Genomic DNA, 21,831 nt, shown 5'->3' with positions numbered 1-21,831 from the left:
GAAAATCAGGTACGGTTCCTTTTTCTGTTGTCGAGGAACTCGCATAATTTATGAAGCCGATTTTTAGCAGGGGACCTTCCCTGCAACTCCGACTTTTTTTGGCGGTGATTGCGGCCATTGGCCTGATCGTTGCCGATAGCCGTCTCGGTACGTTCGTGAAAATTCGTAACTACATGGACACGGCCGTTAGCCCTTTCTATTTTTTGGCCAATGGGCCACGTAAAGTTTTGGACGGCGTTTCAGAAACGCTGGCTACCCGCCAACAGCTGGAGCTGGAAAACCGAGCTCTGCGGCAGGAACTGCTGCTGAAAAACAGCGACACTCTTCTTCTTGGCCAATTCAAGCAGGAAAACGCCCGCTTGCGTGAGCTGTTAGGCTCGCCACTGCGCCAGGATGAACACAAAATGGTCACCCAGGTGATCTCTACCGGTTCGGATCCTTATAGCGATCAGGTCGTGATAGACAAAGGTTCGGACAACGGCGTTTATGAAGGCCAGCCGGTGATCAGCGATAAAGGCGTAGTCGGCCAGGTGGTGGCGGTGGCGAAGTTCACCAGCCGCGTGCTGCTGATTTGCGACGCCTCGCACGCACTGCCGATTCAGGTGCTGCGCAACGATATCCGGGTGATTGCCGCAGGCAGCGGTTGCGCCGACGATTTGCAACTCGAGCACCTGCCGAACAATACCGACATCCGCGTGGGGGATGTGCTGGTCACTTCTGGCCTGGGCGGCCGCTTCCCGGAAGGTTATCCGGTAGCGGTGGTCTCCTCGGTTAAAGTGGATAACCAGCGTGCTTATACCGTGATCCAGGCGCGGCCAACCGCAGGTCTGCAACGCTTGCGTTACCTGCTGCTGCTGTGGGGCGCCGATCGCAATGGCGATATGCCGCTGCCACCGGACGAAGTTCACCGCGTCGCCAATGAACGCCTGATGCAGATGATGCCGCAGGTGCTGCCGCCGGCCGATGCCATGGGCCCGCAACCGTCCCTGCCTGCCGCCGCAACGGGTGCCGCTGCGACGCAGACCGCCGCACCGGTTGCGGGAGCCACGCAATGAACCGCTACCGCAGCAACGGGCGCTGGGTAATCTGGCTGTCATTTTTGGTGGCGCTGGTGCTGCAAATCATGCCGTGGCCGGAGCAAATCTATATGTTCCGGCCGTCCTGGCTGGCTTTGATCCTGATTTACTGGGTGATGGCGCTGCCACACCGAGTGAATGTCGGCACCGGCTTTGTGCTGGGGTTGGTCATGGATCTGATCCTCGGCTCCACGCTGGGCGTACGCGCGCTGGCGTTGGGTATCATCGCCTATCTGGTGGCGTTCAAATTCCAGCTGTTCCGCAACATGGCGCTATGGCAACAGGCGCTGATCGTCGTACTTTTATCCCTGGCGATGGACGTTGTGGTGTTCTGGGCTGAGTTTTTAGTGATCAACGTCTCTTTCCGCCCAGAGGTGTTCTGGAGTAGTGTGGTTAACGGCATTCTGTGGCCGTGGTTGTTCTTGCTGATGCGCAAAATCCGCCGTCAGTTCGCCGTACAATGAGGATATCAATGACTTCGCTTTATCTGGCCTCCGGCTCTCCGCGTCGACGTGAATTACTGACCCTGCTGGGCGTTCCGTTTGAAATTATCCTGACGGATACCGAAGAGCAGCGTCGGGAAGGGGAAGCCGCAGAAACTTACGTGCGCCGTCTGGCGCAGGACAAGGCTAAAGCGGGCGTGGCGCTGGCGCAGCAGAACTGGCCGGTGCTGGGCGCGGATACCATTGTGGTGCTCAACGGCCGGGTGTTGGAAAAACCGCGCGACGAAGCGCATGCGGCAGAAATGCTGGCGGTGCTCTCGGGCAAGCAGCATCAGGTGATGACCGCAGTGGCGATCGCCGATAGCCAGGACGTTTTGTGCCAACTGGTGGTCACGGACGTGACGTTCCGCAACCTGTCACAACAGGATATCTGCGATTATATTGCAACGGGCGAGCCGATGGATAAAGCGGGCGCCTATGGAATTCAAGGAAAGGGTGGTTGTTTCGTCAGAACGATAACCGGGAGTTATCACGCGGTGATGGGTCTGCCGCTGGTCGAAACACATGAGCTGCTCAGTCATTTTGTCGCATTACGTGATGTAAGAACCGGTTGATGGGCGCTGCCATTATCGACCGGCTCTGAGGAGAAGGCATGACAGCTGAGCTACTGGTTAATATCACACCGTCTGAAACGCGGGTTGCCTATATTGATGGCGGCATCCTGCAAGAGATCCACATCGAGCGCGAATCCAAACGCGGCATCGTCGGCAATATTTATAAAGGGCGCGTAAGCCGCGTCTTGCCGGGTATGCAGGCGGCATTCGTCGATATCGGCCTCGACAAGGCCGCCTTCCTGCACGCCTCCGATATCATGCCGCACACCGAATGTGTCGCCGGTGATGAGCAGAAGAATTTCCACGTGCGCGATATCGCCGAACTGGTGCGCCAGGGGCAGGATCTGATGGTGCAGGTGGTGAAAGATCCCCTTGGTACCAAAGGCGCACGCCTGACCACCGACATAACCCTGCCTTCGCGTTATCTGGTGTTCATGCCGGGTGCGGCGCACGTTGGCGTCTCGCAGCGCATTGAAAGCGAAGCCGAGCGCGAGCGGTTGAAAAAGGCCGTAGCCGCCTACTGCGACGAGCTGGGCGGTTTTATCATCCGAACGGCGGCAGAAGGCATCGGCGAAGAAGAGCTGTCGCAGGACGCCGCATTTCTCAAGCGCCTGTGGACCAAGGTCATGGAGCGCAAAAAGCGCAATCAGACCAAATACAAACTGTACGGCGAGCTGGCGTTGGCGCACCGTATTCTGCGCGATTTCGCCGGTGCGGCGTTGGACAGGATCCGCATTGATTCGCGTCAGACCCACGATCAACTGGTGGAATTTACCGGCGAATACATTCCGGATATCACCGACAAGCTGGAGTTGTACGCCGGCAAGCAACCGATCTTCGACCTGTACGATGTCGAAAACGAAGTCCAGCGGGCGTTGGAGCGCAAGGTAGAGCTGAAATCCGGCGGTTATCTGATCATCGACCAGACCGAGGCGATGACCACCGTGGATATCAACACCGGCGCCTTTGTCGGCCACCGTAATCTCGACGAAACCATTTTCAATACCAATATCGAAGCGACGCAGGCCATTGCCCGTCAGCTGCGGCTGCGCAACCTGGGCGGTATTATCATCATTGACTTCATCGACATGAACAATGACGAACATCGCCGCCGGGTGCTGCATTCGCTGGAGCAGGCGTTGAGTAAAGATCGGGTAAAAACCACGATCAACGGCTTCTCTCAGCTAGGCTTAGTGGAAATGACGCGTAAACGCACGCGAGAAAGCATTGAACATGTGCTGTGTCATGATTGTCCTACCTGTAATGGGCGCGGCACAGTGAAAACGGTGGAAACCGTCTGCTACGAAATTTTGCGTGAAATTGTTCGCGTACACCATGCTTACGATTCTGATCGTTTCCTGGTATACGCCTCTGCGGCGGTTGGCGAAGCGCTGAAAGGCGAAGAATCACATGCGCTGGCCGAAGTGGAAATCTTTGTTGGCAAACAGGTTAAGGTGCAGATCGAACCCTTGTACAGCCAGGAACAGTTTGACGTTGTCATGATGTGATCGTTGGTCCTCGCCCCATACCTCTCCCCGAGGTAGGGTGAGGACGAACAGTCGAGATATTCCCGTTGCCAGGCAGCGGAAGCAAGGAGAACTGCGTGAGGCGACTGCCTGGGATTTTGTTAGCAACAGGCGCCACTCTGGTTGTTGTTGTGGCGTTACTGGTCAGCGGGCTGCGTCTGGCGCTGCCTGAACTGAACAAGTATCGCCCTCAGGTGCTGGCAAAAGTGGCAAGCCTCTCCGGCGTGCCTTTCCAGGTCGATTTCATGCAGGGGAGCTGGGAAACCTTCGGCCCACAGCTTGAAATGCGTAACGTGCGCGCTACGCTGCCCAAGAGCAATTTGCATATCGAACGCGTGACGCTGGCGCTGGATGTGTGGCAGTCGCTGCTGCACTGGCGCTGGCAGTTCCGCGATCTCACCTTTTATCAATTTCAGCTCGACATGAATACCACGCTGGGTGGTGATGATCGTAAGGGCAACACCATCGAGCCGGGCAGAATCAGCGATTTGATGCTGCATCAGCTCGATCATTTTGATCTGCGCGACAGCCGTATCTCTTTTCTCATGCCTTCCGGCGCGCGCGCCGAATTCGAAATCCCACAGCTCACCTGGCTCAATGGCCGCGATCGCCACCGCGCTGAAGGGCAGCTTAGCCTGTCGACGCTGAATGGCCAGCACGGCGTGGTGCAACTGCGTATGGATCTGCGTGATAACCAGGGATTATTAAATACCGGTACGGTCTATATGCAGGCCGATAACATTGACATGAAGCCGTGGTTTACCCGCTGGTTGCGCGCCAATACTGGCCTGGAGAGCGCGGATTTCAGCCTGGCGGCCTGGTTGCAGATCAAAAACGGCGAGATAGCCGGTGGCAATGTGCTGCTGAAACAAGGCGCGGCTAACTGGAGCGTGGGAACCGAACAGCACCGGCTGGATGTGGATAATCAGGCGCTGGCGCTCAGTCGCCAAGGCAATGGCTGGCAAGTTGACGTGCCGCAGCTCAGTTTGCAAACCGACGGCAAGACCTGGCCGAAGGGCAGGCTTTCAGCGCTGTGGCTGCCGGAAAATACCGAATTTATGGGGCCGGGGCAGAACGAAGAATTACGCCTCCGCGCTACCGATATTCAGCTTGAGCGGCTGTCGGCGTTGTTGCCCACGTTCTCATTCCTCAGCCCGGACGTACTGGAGCGTTGGAACGACTTGCAGCCGCAGGGCAAACTCGATGCGCTGGCGCTGGACATTCCACTGAAACAGCCGGAAAAAACTCGTTTCCAGGCCCGCTGGCAAGATGTCAGCTGGCAGCACTGGAAACTGCTGCCGGGGGTTAATCACTTCTCCGGCGCGCTGAGCGGCGGCGTGGAGAATGGCCGGCTGCAGCTTGATCTCAACAACAGCACCTTACCTTATGGCGACATGTTTCGCGCCCCGTTGGAAGTCAGCAGCGCGCGCGGTGCGCTGACTTGGCTTAACAACGACCAGGGTTGGGAGTTGGCCAGCAAAAACCTGGATGTGAAGGCCAAATCGCTGTGGGTTAACGGCGATTTCCGCTATCAGCAGCCGGCGAAAGGCGATCCCTGGTTGAGCATTTTGGCCGGTATTCGTTTGTATGACGGCGCAGACGCCTGGCGTTACTTCCCCGAACCGCTGATGGGCAAGCACCTGGTGGATTATCTTGGCGGCGCTATTCAGGGAGGACAGGTGGATAACGCCACGCTGATTTACGCCGGCGATCCGCAACATTTCCCTTATCGCAAGAACGAAGGACAGTTTGAAGTGTTTGTGCCGCTGCGCCATTCTACCTTCCAGTTCCAGCCGGGCTGGCCGGCGTTGACCGATCTGGCGATTGATCTCGACTTTGCCAACGAGGGGTTGTGGATGAATGCCCCGCAAACCAAGTTGGGCAAGGTGGACGGCAAGAATATTACGGCGGTCATTCCGGACTATCTGAAAGAACGCTTGCTGATTGACGCCGACGTGGCGGGTGAAGGCTCAGAGATCCATAACTATTTCAACCAGACCCCGTTGCATGATTCGCTCGGTTCCGCCTTGGATGAGCTGCAGATTGGCGGTAATGTCAGTGGGCGCTTACATCTCGATATCCCCTTGAACGGCGAGGATGTGCGTGCGCAGGGTGAGGTCGAGTTGAACAACAACTCACTGCTGGTTAAGCCGATTGAAAGCGAACTGAAAAAGGTCAGCGGCAAATTCCGCTTTGATAATGGCAATCTGACAAGCGACACCCTGTCGGCTAACTGGTTCGGGCAGCCGGTGGCGGTGAATTTCACTACCCAAGAGGGCAAAAGTGACTATAAGGTCAATGTTGGCCTGAAAGCTGACTGGTTGCCGGCCAAATTCCCCGGCATACCGCAGGACGTGAGTGACGCGCTGAACGGCAGCGCGCCGTGGCAGAGCCAGGTTGCGATCGTTCTGCCACATCAGGGCGCGGCCAGCTATGACATTGGCCTCGATGCCGACCTCAGAAAAGTAAGCAGTCACTTACCGCCACCGCTGGATAAACCGGCGGGTGAGCCCTTGCCATTGAGCGTTAAGGTGAAGGGGGGCCTGAATGGATTCATGCTGACCGGCAGCGCAGGCAAGCAAAACCGGTTCAACAGCGAATGGATCTTTGCCAAAAAGCAGGTGACGCTGGCGCGCGCCGCATGGCAAACCGACGCCGGCGCTACGCCGCCGTTGCCGGGTAGCCCATCGCTGACGCTGAACTTGCCGCCGCTGGACGGTGAGAAATGGCTGGCGCTGTTGGCACCTGCGATAAAACAAAGCGGTGGTTCAGGCCAGGTGGGCGGTTTTAATTTCCCGACCACCGTGGCGCTGAAAACGCCGCAATTGATGTTGGGCGGTCAGGCATGGCATAAGTTGCAGCTGACGGCGGAAAAACAGCTTGGCGGCACGTTGGTCAGCGCCAAGGGCGATGAAGTTGACGGTAACCTGCGGATCGTGGATCGCGGGCCGTGGCGTGCTGACATCAATTACCTTTATTACAACCCGCAGTTCAGCACGGACAAGAATGTCCCGGCGGCGACCAACCCGTTGGCCGCTGCGGATAAAGTCTCCTTCCGTGACTGGCCGTCGCTGATGTTGCGCTGCAAGTCGTGTTGGGTGATGGGGCAGAATCTCGGCAAGGTCGAAGCCGATCTGGCCAATCAGGGCGATACCCTTCTGCTTACGCATGGGCTCATCGATACCGGCAAAGGGCGCATGACCGCCAGCGGCCTGTGGAAGCAAAACGCGCAGGAAGAGCGCAGCTCGCTGAAAGGCAAGCTGCTGGGCAGCAAGATCGACGAAACCGCCGCCTTCTTTGGTATCACTACCCCGCTGAAGGGCGCGCCTTACGATGTCGATTTCGACCTCTACTGGCGTGGCCAACCGTGGAACCCGCAGGTAGACACCCTCAGCGGCGCGTTGACGATTAAAATGGGCAAGGGTGAGATCGACAGCATCGGCGGCGGCCGTGCCGGCCAGTTGCTGCGTTTGGTGAGTTTCGACGCTCTGTTACGCAAGCTGCAGTTTGATTTCAGTGATACCTTCGGTAAGGGCTTCTACTTTGACTCCATCCGCAGCACCGCGTGGATGAAAGATGGCATAATGCATACCGACAATCTGTTGGTTGACGGGCTGGCGGCAGATATCGCCATGAACGGCCAGATCGACCTGGCGCGCCGCCGGATTGATATGGAAGCGGTGGTGGCGCCGGAGATTTCAGCCACGGTCGGCGTGGCGACGGCGTTCGTGATCAACCCGATCGTCGGCGCGGCGGTGTTTGCCGCTTCTAAGGTACTGGCACCGTTGTGGAACAAGATCTCGCTGATTCGCTATCACATCAGCGGCAGCCTGGATCAGCCAAAAATTAACGAGGTGTTGCGCAAGCCAAAGGAGAATAAGGCGTCATGAGAAATGCTAACGTTGCGTTGTTACAGTTGTGCAGTGGCGATCGGGTGCGTGATAACCTGGCCCAGATTGAACAGCAGATTAAGCAGCTCAATGCCGGGGTAAAACTGGTCATGACACCGGAGAACGCGCTGCTGTTTGCCAACTCTGCCGCTTATCGCCAGCATGCGGAGCCGCAGGGTGATGGCCCGTTGCAGCAGGCGGTTCGCGAGTTGGCGCGGCGCTATGGCGTATGGTTGCTGGTCGGTTCGATGCCGTTGATCAGCCGCGAAAATCCTGCGTTGATCACCACCAGTAGCCTGCTGTTTGACGACCAGGGTGAAATCCGGGCGCGCTACGACAAGCTGCATATGTTCGACGTGGACATTAACGACTCCCACGGCCATTATCGGGAATCGGACACTTACCAGCATGGTCAGCAGTTGACCGTGGTGGATACGCCGGTCGGCCGGCTTGGCATGACGATATGTTACGATCTGCGTTTCCCGGCCCTGTATCAGGCGCTGCGCGCTCAGGGTGCAGAGCTGATTTCCGTGCCTGCCGCCTTTACCCGCGTGACCGGCGAGGCGCATTGGGAAATCCTGCTGCGCGCCAGGGCGATTGAAAACCAGTGTGTGATCCTGGCGCCGGCGCAGGTTGGCAGCCACGGCCCGACCCGTCGCACTTGGGGCCACTCGCTGGCAGTGGACGGTTGGGGTAAGGTACTGGCCGAAAACCCGGATGCGGTTTCGGCGTTGAAAGTACGGGTCGACACTGCCGGCCTCAACACCCTTCGCGCGCAAATGCCGGTATTGCAACACAACAGATTCCAGACGTCGCTGACGGCGCCGTTTGAAAAAACCTCCTCCAATAAAGAGTGAAAAAATTATGAGCCTGACGTTTGTCAGTGAGCAGTTACTTGCTGCGAATAAGTTGAGCCACCAGGACCTGTTCTCTGTCTTGGGGCAACTGGCCGAACGCCGCCTCGATTATGCCGATCTCTATTTTCAGTCCAGCTACCATGAGGCCTGGGTGATTGAAGACAGCATCATCAAGGATGGTTCTTATAATATCGACCAGGGCGTCGGGGTGCGCGCCGTCAGCGGCGAGAAAACCGGTTTCGCCTATGCCGATCAGATAACCCTGAACGCCCTGCATCAAAGCGCCCAGGCGGCGCGCAGCATCGTGCGCGACAGCGGTGACGGTCGGGTGCATACGCTCGGTGAAATCAGCCATAAGGCGCTGTATCCGCTGCTCGACCCGCTGCAAAGTCTGCCGCGCGAAGAAAAAATTGCCCTGCTGCACCGCGTTGACAAGGTTGCCCGTGCGGCCGATAAGCGGGTGCAGGAAGTGAGTGCCAGCATCACTGGCGTGTATGAACAAATCCTGGTGGCCGCGACCGACGGCACCCTGGCGGCGGATGTTCGCCCGCTGGTGCGTCTTTCCGTCAGCGTGCTGGTGGAAGAGGACGGCAAGCGTGAACGCGGCTCCAGCGGCGGCGGCGGCCGTTTCGGTTATGACTATTTCCTGGAAATCGCCGATGGCGACGTCCGTGCCGACGCTTACGCCAAAGAGGCGGTGCGCATGGCGTTGATTAACCTTTCCGCCGTAGCGGCCCCGGCCGGCAATATGCCGGTAGTGCTGGGCGCCGGCTGGCCCGGCGTGCTGCTGCATGAAGCGGTAGGCCACGGCCTGGAAGGGGATTTCAACCGTCGCGGTACTTCGGTATTCAGCGGCCAGATGGGCCAACTGGTGGCTTCCGAGCTTTGCACCGTGGTGGATGACGGCACCCTGCAGGGGCGCCGCGGTTCGCTGGCCATCGATGATGAAGGCGTGCCGGGCCAGTACAATGTGCTGATCGAAAACGGCATCCTGAAAGGCTACATGCAAGACAAGCTGAATGCGCGCCTGATGGGCGTTGCGCCGACCGGCAATGGCCGCCGCGAGTCCTATGCGCATCTGCCGATGCCACGCATGACCAACACTTACATGCTGGCGGGCAAATCCACGCCGGAAGAGATCATCGCCAGCGTGGAGTACGGCCTGTATGCGCCGAACTTTGGCGGCGGCCAGGTGGATATCACCTCCGGCAAGTTTGTGTTCTCCACCACCGAAGCTTATCTGATTGAGAAAGGCCGCATTACCAAGCCGGTGAAGGGCGCGACGCTGATCGGCTCCGGCATTGAGGCGATGCAGCAGATTTCGATGGTCGGCAACGATCTGGCGCTGGATAAAGGCGTGGGCGTTTGCGGCAAAGAGGGGCAAAGCCTGCCGGTGGGCGTCGGTCAGCCGACCCTGAAGCTGGATATGCTGACCGTTGGCGGTACCGCGTAGTTCTTTTCTGGGGCCGGTTCACGGCCCCAATAAATTCGTTTTTTGCGGTGCTTATCGCATTAGCCATAATTAAGACGGATTCGCTGCTTTTTCCGATTAGAGAAAACCAATAAGCCATTTTTAAGTGTAAAAACTGATCTTATGGGGTTTTTGTTTAAGATTTTTCTTGTTTGGTTAGGCCATCTAATGTTTCACCAATAATTTATGCCTTGTTACCTGCCGCGCGCCGCCTTTAGAATGCCGAAAAAGTCATAGGGACGGCCTTCTGAATGGATTCAGTAACTCGGCGGCTTTCAGCCGCTTTACTCTGCATTTTCTTTTCCTCCACCGCTGGTGCCAACCTGCTTAGCCCGGCGGATCGCGACAGTATTCAACAGCAGCAGCGTGAATTGCTTGAGCAAAATCAGCAGCAGCGGCAGGAACTGCAACGCAACCTGACACCGACGTTGCCCGCGTCTGCAGAATCAAACGCCAGTTCTGGCGGACCCTGCTTCACCATCACCACCCTTCGGCTGGAAGGCGCAGACCACCTGCCGGCCGGCGCGCGGCAGGAGTTAACTCAAGCCTACCTGCAACGCTGCCTGAATCTGGGCCAAATCCAAACGCTGGTACAGAAGATCTCCGATTGGTATATCAGCCGTGGCTATATCACCAGCCGCGCATTCCTGACCGAGCAGGATTTGTCGCGTGGGGAGCTACGGTTGCTGGTGCTGGAGGGCAAGCTGGAAAAGATCCTGCTGGAACAGCACGACGATCGCATGCTGAAAATGGCTTTCCCCGGCCTGCAGGGCAATATTCTCAATCTGCGCGATATCGAACAGGGCATGGAGCAGATCAATCGCCTGCGGCAGCAGCCGGTGCAGATTGAAATTCTGCCCGGCAGCAGGCCGGGTTATTCGGTGGTCAATTTGAGCGCCAAACCCGAGTTCCCGCTGATGCTGGGGCTGGGGTTTGATAATAGCGGTCAGAAGAGTACCGGTACCGGTCAAATCAACGGCTCGCTGACCGGCAATAATCTGTTGGGCGTGGCGGACCAGTGGTTCGTTTCTGGCGCGCGCAGCAGCGATTTTGCCAAGGATCACAATGCACGCAGCGTGCAGGCCGGCGTCAGCCTGCCTTATGGCTATTGGCTGCTGGATTATAACTATGCCTACAGCGACTACCTGGCCACCATCAATAATCAGGGCTTTGACTGGCGATCCAGCGGCGACAGCCAGACTCACCGATTGAGTCTGTCGCGGGTACTGTTTCGCGATGGTGAAATGAAAACCGGCCTGTCTGTGGGGCTGACGCACCGCATTAACCGTAACGCTCTCAACGATACCCGTTTGGAAAGCAGCAGTCGCAAGTTGACCAGCGTCACGCTGGGGCTCAGCCATAGCCAGAAATTGCTGGGCGGCTTCGCCACGTTAAACCCGGCCTACAGCCGCGGCGTGCCCTGGCTGGGTGCCGAAGACGACAGCGGTAAAATCAAGGAAGCGCCACGCGCCGAGTTCCACAAGCTTTCGCTTTCCGGCAGTTACTACCTGCCGTTGACGCAGGACTGGACTTACCTCACCAGCCTGTACGGCCAGTGGACGCCCCACCGTTTGTATGGCAGCGAGCGCCTGACGATTGGCGGCGAGAGCTCGGTGCGCGGCTTCAAAGAACAGTATCTTTCCGGCGACAAGGGCGGCTATTGGCGCAATGAAGTTAACCGGACGCTGGTGACGCTGCCGTATCTGGGCAGTATCAACGCCTTGGCCGCGCTGGACGGCGGTTGGCTGCATCACGACGCGCTGGACGCCAACGCTTGCGGCACGTTGTGGGGCGGAGCCATCGGGCTGGGCAGCCGCAACCGCTATTTCGGCAGCCAACTGACCGTCGGTTGGCCGCTGGCTTATCCAGATTGGCTGAAGCCGGATCGGGTGTCGGTGTATTACCGGGTCAATATCGTACTTTAACGTTAACGTACAGGAAGGTTTCAGGGATGAAACATAAAAATAATCAACCGCTCAATGCCTACCAGCGCCTGCTGAGTTACACCCTGTGCGGTCTGCTGGCCGGCCAGCCGCTGCTTCCGGCTTTTGCCGCAGGCGTTAACGTCGCCGAAGGCAATACCCGCGTCGATCAGGCCGCCAATGGCGTGCCGGTGGTCAATATCGCCACACCGAACCAGGCCGGTATCTCTCATAATAAATACAATGATTTCAACGTCGGCAAAGAAGGCCTGATCCTCAATAACGCCACCGGTCAGCTCAACCAGAGCCAACTGGGCGGCCTGATCCAGAATAACCCCAACCTGCAGGCCGGCAAGGCAGCGCAGGGCATCATTAACGAAGTGGTGGCGCCCAATCCTTCACAGCTGCAAGGCTACCTGGAAGTGGCGGGCAAGCAGGCCAGCGTGATGGTGGCCAACCCCTATGGCATCACCTGCGACGGTTGCGGTTTTATCAATACCCCCAATGTGACGTTGACCACCGGCAAACCGGTACTGGGTGCCGACGGCAAGCTGCAGGCGCTGGAAGTGACTCAGGGGGCGATCACCGTTCAGGGTAAAGGGCTGGATGCCAGCCAGAGCGATAAATTCGCCCTGATCGCCCGCGCCACCGAAATCAACGCAAAACTGCACGCTAAAGACGCCCGCATCACGCTCGGCGCCAACCAGGTAGACGCCGCAGGCAACGCCACGCCGATCGCCGGCCACGGCGCTGCACCCAGGGTGGCGATTGACACCGGCGCGCTCGGCGGCATGTATGCCAACCGCATCCATTTGGTATCCAGCGAACAGGGCGTGGGGGTGAATCTCGGCAACCTTAACGCCCGCGAGGGGGATATCAACCTCGACGCCAGGGGCAAGCTGACGCTGCACAATTCGTTGGCGCAGGGTGCGTTGAGCGCGAATGCGGCCGACCTGGCGCTGAGCGGCAGCCACCAGGCCGGGCAGGCGATGACCCTGAACGGCGGTGGCAATATCGCGCTGGATCAGGCCACGCTGAGTGCGGCAGGCGATATGACGCTTAACGCTGCCGGCAAACTGCAGGCCGACGGCAGCACATTGCTGGCCGGCGCCGATAAGCAACAACGGGCTACCGCCGCGCAAACGCTGAAAGTGAACGCCGGGGAGCAGCAATGGAATAACAGCCGCCTTACTGCCGGGACGATAACGGCGCAGGCGCAACGTGGCCTGCAACTGGACGACGCGTCTATGTTGGCCGGGTTGAAGCAGGTAGATCTGCAGGCCGGTGCACTGATGCTGGGGGGTAACGCTGCGTCGGGCGGCGATCTGCACCTCTTGGCAGACAGCCTCACCGGCGGTGTGGCCAGCCGGGTGACCGCCGAAGGCGATATCGGGCTGACGCTCAGCGGCGCTGGCGACTGGCGGGGAACATTGACGGCCGGGCGTGACCTGCAACTGCAGGCCAACACGTTGAATAACCGTGGCCAACTGGCCGCCAATCGCGACAGCCGGGTTCAGGCGCAGCAACTGACCAACACCGGATTGATGCAGGCGCAGGGGGCGCAGAACCTGACCGGCAGGCAGTTGGATAACAGCGGCAAACTGCAGGCGGGTGGCGAGCTGACGATCAACGCCGATGGCGTGAACAATCAGGGGCTGATCGGTTCTCAACAACGGCTTGATTTGACGGTGAAAAACGGCCTGAGCCTGGGCGGTTCTCTGTATGCCGACGGCCCGCTGACGGTGCAAGCGGGCGAGTTTTTACTGGCCGGCAGCGCTACCGGCAAACAGAGCGTAGCATTTAATGGCGGCGCGCTGAAAACCGCGCAGGGTTCTTCGCTACTCAGTGATGGCGACATCGCGCTCCAGGGGGATGAGGTGCGGCTCGGCGGGCTGCTTTCTGCGGAGCGCGAGCTGACGATCGACAGCCAAAGGCTGATTGCCGCTGCGAGCGGACAAACCCAGGCCAAACAGGGTATGTCTCTGAAAGTCGCCGAGGGTGCGCAACTTGCCGGCGTGTTCAGCACGCTGGGGGATCTGAAGGTCAGCGGCGCTACCGTGGACAATACCGCAGAGCTCGGTGCTCGCAACCTCGACTGGCGCGGGGATTATTTGAGCCAGCGCGGGCAGGTGCACGCCAGTGAGCAATTGACGCTGGCCGTCAATCGTCTTGATCAGCAGGGTGAACTGCTGGCCGGCAAGCAACTGACTCTGCGTGGCGAACGGCTGGTCAACAGGGGAGCAATCGGTGCTGCGGCGCTGGATTTGGCCTTTACGCAATCGGTAGACAACCTGGGCGAGCTGGTGGCGAACAACGCACTGACGCTGGCCGCTCCGCGGCTGAATAACGCCGGACGGCTTGCGGCGAAAGACGTCGCAATCAATACGAGCGCTCTGGACAACGGTGGGCTGCTGCAGGCTAAAGGCAAGGCGGATGTTACTGCTCAGGACCTGCAAAACCGCCTGACGGGGCGGATCCTCGCTGGCGGCGTGTTAGCGCTGCAAAGCGCGCAGTTGAACAACGTCGGCAAGCTGCAGGGGCAGGCTATTGATATCACCGCGCAGCGTTGGGACAACGCCGGCAGCGCGCTGGGGATTGACGGGCTGACCGCGTGGGTTGGCCAACTGGATAACCAGGGGCAGGTATTGAGCCGTGGGGCATTGGCATTGAACGCCGACGTGCTGGACGACGGCGGTAAGGTATTGACGGAAGGCGCGATGAGGCTGAAGGCCGACAGCATCGATAACCGGGGAGAAGTACAGGGCGACAGCGCACAGATCGAAGCCGACGCGTTGAACAACAGCGGCAACTGGCAGGCGACTGCATTGCGTCTGAAAGGCGACAACCTGAATAACGGCGGTGTGTTGACCGGCGTTAACCGGCTTGATGCCGAGATCGCCGGTGCAGCAGTGCAGCAGGCCTCGGGGCAGATGCTGAGCGACGGCGAACTGCGGCTGAATGCGGAACGCATCGAGAATCCGGGCCTGATGCAGGCGGGGGATCTGCGGCTCACGGCCGTGCAATTGGACAACGGTGGCAGGCTGCTGGGGAAAAACAGCCTTAACGCTGAGCTGAGTGGGGTATTCAATAACCTGGCCGGCGGCAACGTGCGCAGCCAAAATGTGCTGCAACTGACGGCGGCAGAGCTGAACAACGCCGGTGAGATGCAGGGTGATGGGCGCAGCGCACTGCGGCTGGATCGTCAGTTGATCAACCCGGGCAAGCTGATCGTCGGCGGCGCGTTGGATCTGCAGGCACCAACGCTGAATAACGCCGGCTGGCTGCAGGCGGGTAGCCTGATCTTCAACGGATCGCAGCTTGATAACAGCGGTACGCTTCTCGCCGCCGGTGATAACCAACTGACGCTCAAAAACCTGAATAATCAGGGGACGCTGCAAGGCGGCAATCTGCAACTGAAGGCGGACAGCCTGGAGAATGCCGGTACGCTGCTGGCGACGCGCCAGATGGCGATCGAAGCGCGGCAGATGGATAACCGACAGGGTGGCAAGCTGTTCAGCGCCGGTGATGCGATGCTGGCAGGCAGCCTGTTGAATCAGTACGGTCAACTGGTGGCGCTGGGCAACATCGCGCTGACGTTGAAAGAGGCCTTTACTCAGCAAGGTACCCTGGCGGCGGGCAATGCGCTGAGCCTTGAAGCCGACGGCGATATTCTGCTGCAAGGGACCACTCAGGGGCAAAGCCTGAACCTGCGCAGCCGCGGGTTGCTGACTAACGCCGGCACGGTACGCGGCGGTGGCGGAGAGGTGCGTCTCGAGGCTGAGAGCATCAAACAAAACGATGGCGCCAGTCTGCAATCGGGCGGGCGAGTGCAACTGCTCAGCCGCAGGGACATTACCAACAACGGTTTTATCGGTACCGCCGGCGATCTGCTGCTGATTGCCGCCAATCAGCTGTTTAACAGCGGCATGCTGTACGGCGGCGGCAATATGCAGCTGATGGCGGATCGCATCGTCAACCAGCGCGGCGATATTCTGGCGGGCAACAGCCTGTGGATGCAGAAAGATGCCGACGGCAATGCCAACAGTGAGATCGTCAATACTTCCGGCACCGTCGAGACCGAAAACGGCGATATCCAGATAAAAACCGCGCACCTGCTTAACCAACGTGATGGGTGGTCGGTTAGTAAGGAACAGCAGACAGCAATCAGGGATCCGCTGTGGAATGGTCAGCCTCTGGTCGGTATGAAACTGGGGGATTTGCCTGAGAGCGAATTGGGCTATTACATCGAAACCGTGCGTACCGGCGGTAGCATGGGGCATGGCAATGGTTCCGTTGATGATTACTATTATCTGGCACCGAAAGCCGCCGCCGTCGATAAAAAAATCCTGGTTGAATCCTCCAGAGTGACTGTCACCACGAGCGGTGGCGCTGGGCGCATTGCGGCAGGCAAGAACATTGTCGGCAATGTCACCCGTTTCGATAATATCGCCAGCGATATGTTGGCTGGTGGCAATATCTCACTGACCGGCGCCACGTTGAACAATGAGAGCACACAAGCAGGCAGCCAGAATAAGTACCTGAATTACCGTTATGACGGAGAAGTTGCACAATATGATTTCGACAAACACCATTCTCTGGCTGACTTCAAAAAGAGCGGTGGTTATATCCGTGATAACGTCAATACATCCATTCAGTACCGTTTAACCGGCCAGCCGGAGTACGAGAACGAAAATGCGGTTCTTTACCGTTCCGTCATTCAGGCTGGCGGTGCGGTTAACGCCAGCTTTACCGACACTATCAGTAACACGGCAGTAACGCCGAATGCCGGCAGCGTGAGCCATTCGATCGTCCGGCCGACGCTCGACGGCCTGCAACAACCGAATGCCATCGATGGCGTACAGCAGCAAGGGCTGGCGGGCGATCAGGGTGTCGCCGTCGGCGGCCCGGCGTGGCGCGACAGTTTGCAGAGTGCATTGGGTTCGCTCGGCAACAACGCCGCCGAACTGGCGGATTACCCGCTGCCGAATGGCGGCAATGGCCGCTTCGTCCCGACCGAGGATCCGAACAGCCCATACCTGATCGCTACCAACCCCAAACTGGATGGTCTGGGGCAACTGGACAGCGGCCTGTTCAACGATTTGTACGCCATGCTGGGCCAGCAGCCCGGCGCTGCGCCGCGTGAAAATGACAGCCGCTTCACTAACGAAACGCAGTTTATCGGTTCGGCCTATTTCCTCGATCGCCTCAAACTGAATCCGGACTACGACTACCGTTTCCTCGGCGATGCGGCGTTCGATACCCGTTACATCAGCAACGCCCTGCTGACCCAGACCGGCAAGCGTTATATCAACGGCGTCGGCTCTGATCTGCAGCAGATGCAACAGCTTATCGACAACGCCGCCCAGGCGCAGAGCGGCCTGAATTTGCAGCTCGGGATCAGTTTGACGCAGCAGCAGGTGGCACAGCTGGACAGCAGCATAGTCTGGTGGGAGAAGGTGACGGTCAATGGCCAAACGGTGCTGGCACCGAAGCTGTACCTGGCCAAAAAAGACCTGGCACCGCTCAGTGGCAGCGTGATTGCAGGCAACCGCGTTAATCTGAACGCTGGCAGCATCGGTAACGACGGCAGTACGTTGCAGGGCGGCGAACGGCTGAGCGCGACCAGCCAGAGCGGCATCAGCAATATCAATCGCGGGCTGATCGATGACGCGGGCGAGCTGCAACTCACTGCCATCGGCGACATCAACAATATCGGTTCCACCCTCAGCGGCCGGCAGGTGGCGCTGGAAAGCCTCGACGGCAGCATCATCAACAAAACCCAGACCCGTCAATGGGATGCCAAAGGGGCGCTGGGCGGCGAGTCCCTGGCCCTGTCGCGTACTGAAATTGGCGATATCGCCGCCATCAGCGCCGAAGACGGGCTGAGCATGCAGGCCGGGCGGAACATCGATATTACCGGCGCGAAAGTGACCTCCGGCGGCGGAATGAAGCTGCAAGCGGGCGGCGACGTTAACCTGATTGCCAACAATACCTATACCGCCGATAAACATAACGGCAACGAGCGCATCAGCAGTGGCACTACCCGCAGCACCCTCGCCAGCGGCGGCGATTTGCAGTTGCAGGCCGGGCGTGACCTGAACTCGCAGGCAGCGGCGATAGTGGCAGATAACCATGTCGGGCTGAACGCCGGGCGTGACCTTAACCTCAACGCGCAGCAAAGTCGGGAGTATCAGGCGAGCCAGGGCGGCGGCAAGCAGCAGGTGAACGACTCTTTCCGCCAACAAGGCACTGAAATTGCCAGCGGCGGCGATACACACATGCAGGCCGGACGCGACGCGACCCTCAACGCCGCGCAGGTGCAGGCAGGCGGCGACGTCTCGGTCAACGCCGGGCGCGATATCGCGCTCAACAGCGCCACCGAAAGCGACTACAGCTTCTTCGAGGAGACCAAAACCAGGAAAGGCTTGCTGTCCAAGACCACCACCCATACGGTGAAAGAGGACTATGCCACCCGCGAGAAAGGCAGCTTGCTGAGCGGCAATAACGTCTCGCTCAATGCCGGCAATGATCTGAAGGTACAGGGCTCGACGGTAGTGGGCGATGGCAAGGTCAACCTGCAGGCGGGCAATGACGTAGCGATCGTGGCGGCCACCGAAGAACAATCGAGTTACCGGCTGAACGAGAAGAAGACCAGCGGCATGTTCAGCGGCGGCGGCATCGGCGTAACCTTCGGCAGCACCTCGTCGCGCCACCAGTTGAACGAAGACGGCACCACCCAAAGCCAGAGCGTCAGCACCATTGGCTCGACCGGCGGCGACGTGAATATCATCGCAGGCGGCAAGGCGCATATCAGCGGCGCGGATGTGATTGCGGATAAAAATCTGAACGTGGTGGCGGGGGACATCAGGATCGATCCGGGCAATGACCTGTTGCGGCGCAAGGAGCGCTACGAGCAGAAGCAGAGCGGGTTGACGGTGTCGGTGTCCAGCCCCATCACCGATACCCTGCTGGCGATCAATGATTCGCTGAAGCGTGTGGAGGACACCGGCGACGGCAGGCTGAAAGCCCTCTACGCGGTACAGGCCGTGCGCGCCGGTTGGGTTAACTCGGAGGCTAGCGCCGATCAGGCGCAGGGGCTGGCCAACGGTGAGCTGTCCAATAGCGTGAAAGTGCAACTGAGCGTGGGTGCCAGCAAAAGCACCTCCGAGTCTGAACTGGCGCAAAACCAGGTACGCGGCAGCAACCTGACGGCGGGCGGCAATGTCGCGCTGGTCGCCACGGGGGCGAATGGAGCTGGCGGTGACGTGCATGTCAGCGGCAGCGGTATCACCGGCAACAAGGTGACGTTGGTAGCGCAAAACGACGTGTTGCTGGACGCGGCAAGCAACAACAGGGAGCAAACCAGCAAGAACAACAGCAGCGGCTGGAACGCCGGGGTGCATATCTCGCTGGGGCAGGAGACCGGCATTGGTGCCTCGGCCAGCGGTTATCAGTCGAAAGGCGCCAGCGACGGCAACAGCACCGAGTACGTTAACACGCGGGTGAATGCACGGGATGAACTGAGCCTGAGCAGCGGGCGCGATACGGTGCTGTCCGGCGCGCAGGCGCTGGGTGAGAAGATTAAGGTGGATGCCGGTCGTGACCTGTCCATCAGCAGCCTGCAGGATACCGACGATTACCACAGCTGGCAGAAGGACAGCAGCGCGGGTGCGAGCTTTACCTTCGGTTCGATGGCGGGGTCGGCATCGCTGAGCATGAGCCAGACCAAAATCGACAGCGAATACGCCAGCGTGGGTGAGCAAAGCGGGCTGTTCGCGGGTGATAAAGGGGTTGATATCAACGTCGGCAAACACACTCAGCTTAACGGTGGGGTGATTGCCTCGGCGGCGGACAGCATCAAAAACCAGCTGTCGACCGGTACGCTGGGCTGGGATGCCATCGATAACAAGGCGGAATACAAGGCCAGCAGCAGCGGGTTCGGCCTGTCGACCGGCGGGCCAACCGGTGGCGGGCTGGCGAAGGAGAAGGGCAAGGCGAGCGGCACCACGCAGTCGGCCATCGCTGCGGGCAATATTGATATTCGCGATACGGCGGGCCAGCAGCAGGACGTGGCTACCCTGAGCCGGGATACGGATAACGCCAACGGGCGCATCGATAAAATCTTCGATGAAGCGAAGGTGAAGGACAATCTGGCGTTTACCCAGGGGGTGACGCAACTGGCGACGCAGCTGGTGAGCGACTACGGCAACAAGCAGATGCTGCAGGCGCAGCGTGCGGCAGCGGAGAAGCTGAGCAAGGACCCGGCTTACCTGAGTGCCTCGCCAGAGCAGCGGCAGCAGATGCTGGAAGCCTCGCCGGAGTATAAGGCGGCGCAAGAAGCGTATGGGGTCGGCAGCAACTTTTGGGCCGCGGGTACGGCCATCAGCGCGGCGCTGGCGGGGCTCAGCGGCGGTGATATCGGGGCGGCAGCGGGTGGTGCGCTGGCACCGTATCTGGCGAAGGAAATCAAAAGCCGGACGGAGGGCAACACGGCGGCGAACGCGGCAGCGCATGCGGTGGCGGGAGCCCTGGTGGCACTGGTGTCGGGCAATAACGTGGCGGCGGGAGCTGCAGGTGCGGCGAGCGGTGAACTGGCTGCTAAAATCATCAGCGAGCAGTATTATGGTAAGGCACCGTCGGCGCTGACGGAGGCCGAGAAGCAAAACGTCAGCGCGCTGAGCCAACTGGCTTCCGGGCTGGCGGGTGGACTGATAGCGGACAGCACGGCTGGCGCCGTGGGCGGTAGCGTGGCCGGTAAGACGGCGGTGGAGAATAACTATCTGAGCGTGTCTGAAAAGACGGAGTTTGAGATAGCGAAGCAGAAGCTCAGCAGTAAAGACCCGGCAGAACGTGAAAAAGCGCAGCAAACCATCAATGATCTGCGTGAAAAGGATATCGCCAGTGACCAGAAGGTCATTGATGCTTGTGGTAACGGTAATGCCGGAAGCGCAGCGTGTGCGGGGGCAAGGCTGGAAGTTATCGTGGTCAAAGGTGAATACGAGAACACCGGCAACTACAACTCGAAAGCCAGCCAGCAGTACGGAGATGCTTACGGCCAGATAGTGAACCTGCTGAATATCACCAGTGTAGATGCACAAAATCAGCAGCAGGTGAAGGATGCGATGGTGAATTATGCTATGGCGCAACTTGAAGTTGATAAAGCGACAGCCACTGCGTACATAGAAACCTATGATGGGATGAAGATTGTAGCGGCTTCAGTAACGCCTATTTTGGGAGCCGCAGCAGCAAGCAAACTAAGTTCTTTAACGAATAAAGTCGTATCTGTTGAAACTTCTCAATCAGCACAAACAATTAAATCTTATGGGCCACACGAATCAGGTCCGTTAGGCAACCCAAATGATCAACGCGCTCCAGCTTCGACATTCAGAAGTGGAACTTATACTGAGAAAGTAGCGGAAACAGATATTTATCTATACCGGGATTATGGCGGTTCTGCGAAAGCTGATGGTCGTTACTGGACCCCAGAGCCATCAAAAGGGCCGTTGCAATCTCAGCTAGATAGTGCTGTTCTTCCTGAGTGGGGAAACACTTTCCAAAATCAAGCGGTTATAAAAATACCTAAAGGAACAACGTATTACGAAGGTGCAGCAGCCGCCCAAACAGGTACTCAAGGAACTAATCCTACCCTGCATGGAGGTGGTACTCAGATATTTTTACCTACACCACAAAATGACTGGATCATAAAAAAATGAAGTCGAATGAAATAGTTGAGCAGTGGGTAAGTAAGAGAAGCTCTTTTTACTTCTTTCTGCCAGATGGCCCCTATGGAAGGCCTTTTGATAATCAATATTTAGTCGAAAGAATAGAGGAAACTTCAGATGGTTTTAAAATCTTTCTTTCGGATAACCTGATGCTTCATTTTATTGGGGATACAGAGATTGAAGATGAGGGATGCAACTTGTTAATTAAGAATTTTAATTGTTGCGTCTTCAGCGTAAGTGGACACGATATAAAAAAATATGATCACGGCGAAGTGGTTTTAAGTGGCTTCTAAATGATACATCCCGGCAG

The 21,831-nt window shown here is 58.4% G+C and carries 10 protein-coding genes; all 10 read left to right on the top strand.

All coding sequences use genetic code 11. The annotated features are described in order from the left end of the window. The first annotated feature begins 50 nt into the window (after positions 1-50). Complete coding sequence (gene mreC, locus JEM67_RS24845) at positions 51-1,055, top strand: rod shape-determining protein MreC (protein ID WP_199635695.1); 1,005 nt, start codon at positions 51-53, stop codon at positions 1,053-1,055. Then, positions 1,052-1,540: a rod shape-determining protein MreD gene (gene mreD, locus JEM67_RS24840; protein ID WP_004948651.1), complete on the top strand. Its 489-nt coding sequence runs from the start codon at positions 1,052-1,054 to the stop codon at positions 1,538-1,540. The genes mreC and mreD overlap by 4 nt, the downstream gene beginning before the upstream one ends. Positions 1,541-1,548: 8 nt before the next feature. Next, on the top strand, positions 1,549-2,133 hold the full coding sequence (locus JEM67_RS24835; protein ID WP_004948648.1) for a Maf family protein: 585 nt from the start codon (positions 1,549-1,551) through the stop codon (positions 2,131-2,133). Between the two features lie 38 nt (positions 2,134-2,171). Continuing rightward, positions 2,172-3,641 carry a ribonuclease G gene (gene rng, locus JEM67_RS24830; RefSeq protein ID WP_013814708.1) on the top strand — a complete coding sequence of 490 codons (1,470 nt, stop codon included), beginning with the start codon at positions 2,172-2,174 and terminating at the stop codon, positions 3,639-3,641. 95 nt (positions 3,642-3,736) lie between these two features. Further along, complete coding sequence (gene yhdP / locus JEM67_RS24825; protein WP_199635696.1) at positions 3,737-7,549, top strand: AsmA2 domain-containing protein YhdP; 3,813 nt, start codon at positions 3,737-3,739, stop codon at positions 7,547-7,549. Beyond that, positions 7,546-8,406, top strand: coding sequence for a deaminated glutathione amidase (gene nit1, locus JEM67_RS24820; protein ID WP_004948637.1), 861 nt, complete (start codon positions 7,546-7,548; stop codon positions 8,404-8,406). Before yhdP ends, nit1 begins: the two co-directional genes overlap by 4 nt. Positions 8,407-8,413: 7 nt before the next feature. Further along, the gene (gene tldD / locus JEM67_RS24815) at positions 8,414-9,859 is read left to right on the top strand and encodes a metalloprotease TldD (RefSeq protein ID WP_013814706.1); all 1,446 of its coding nucleotides are present in this window, start codon (positions 8,414-8,416) and stop codon (positions 9,857-9,859) included. Between the two features lie 269 nt (positions 9,860-10,128). Then, positions 10,129-11,802 (top strand): ShlB/FhaC/HecB family hemolysin secretion/activation protein, encoded by a 1,674-nt coding sequence (locus tag JEM67_RS24810; RefSeq protein ID WP_199635697.1) that lies wholly within the window; start codon positions 10,129-10,131, stop codon positions 11,800-11,802. 26 nt (positions 11,803-11,828) lie between these two features. Continuing rightward, positions 11,829-21,512 carry a hemagglutinin repeat-containing protein gene (locus JEM67_RS24805; RefSeq protein WP_233527644.1) on the top strand — a complete coding sequence of 3,228 codons (9,684 nt, stop codon included), beginning with the start codon at positions 11,829-11,831 and terminating at the stop codon, positions 21,510-21,512. After that, a complete protein-coding gene (locus JEM67_RS24800; RefSeq protein WP_199635698.1) occupies positions 21,509-21,814 on the top strand; it encodes a hypothetical protein in 306 nt (101 codons plus the stop codon). The genes JEM67_RS24805 and JEM67_RS24800 overlap by 4 nt, the downstream gene beginning before the upstream one ends. Positions 21,815-21,831 lie beyond the last annotated feature (17 nt).

Source organism: Serratia sp. PAMC26656, from assembly GCF_016469055.2.
GTDB lineage: Bacteria > Pseudomonadota > Gammaproteobacteria > Enterobacterales > Enterobacteriaceae > Serratia > Serratia plymuthica.
Note: the sequence above shows the minus strand (reverse complement) of the source record. Positions and strands in the feature narration are given on the sequence as shown.

Coding starts and splice junctions, on each gene's coding strand:
- nit1 (WP_004948637.1), top strand. CDS start 7,546: ATGAGAAATGCTAACGTTGCGTTGTTACAGTTGTGCAGTGGCGATCGG.
- JEM67_RS24835 (WP_004948648.1), top strand. CDS start 1,549: ATGACTTCGCTTTATCTGGCCTCCGGCTCTCCGCGTCGACGTGAATTA.
- mreC (WP_199635695.1), top strand. CDS start 51: ATGAAGCCGATTTTTAGCAGGGGACCTTCCCTGCAACTCCGACTTTTT.
- rng (WP_013814708.1), top strand. CDS start 2,172: ATGACAGCTGAGCTACTGGTTAATATCACACCGTCTGAAACGCGGGTT.
- JEM67_RS24810 (WP_199635697.1), top strand. CDS start 10,129: ATGGATTCAGTAACTCGGCGGCTTTCAGCCGCTTTACTCTGCATTTTC.
- mreD (WP_004948651.1), top strand. CDS start 1,052: ATGAACCGCTACCGCAGCAACGGGCGCTGGGTAATCTGGCTGTCATTT.
- JEM67_RS24805 (WP_233527644.1), top strand. CDS start 11,829: ATGAAACATAAAAATAATCAACCGCTCAATGCCTACCAGCGCCTGCTG.
- JEM67_RS24800 (WP_199635698.1), top strand. CDS start 21,509: ATGAAGTCGAATGAAATAGTTGAGCAGTGGGTAAGTAAGAGAAGCTCT.
- tldD (WP_013814706.1), top strand. CDS start 8,414: ATGAGCCTGACGTTTGTCAGTGAGCAGTTACTTGCTGCGAATAAGTTG.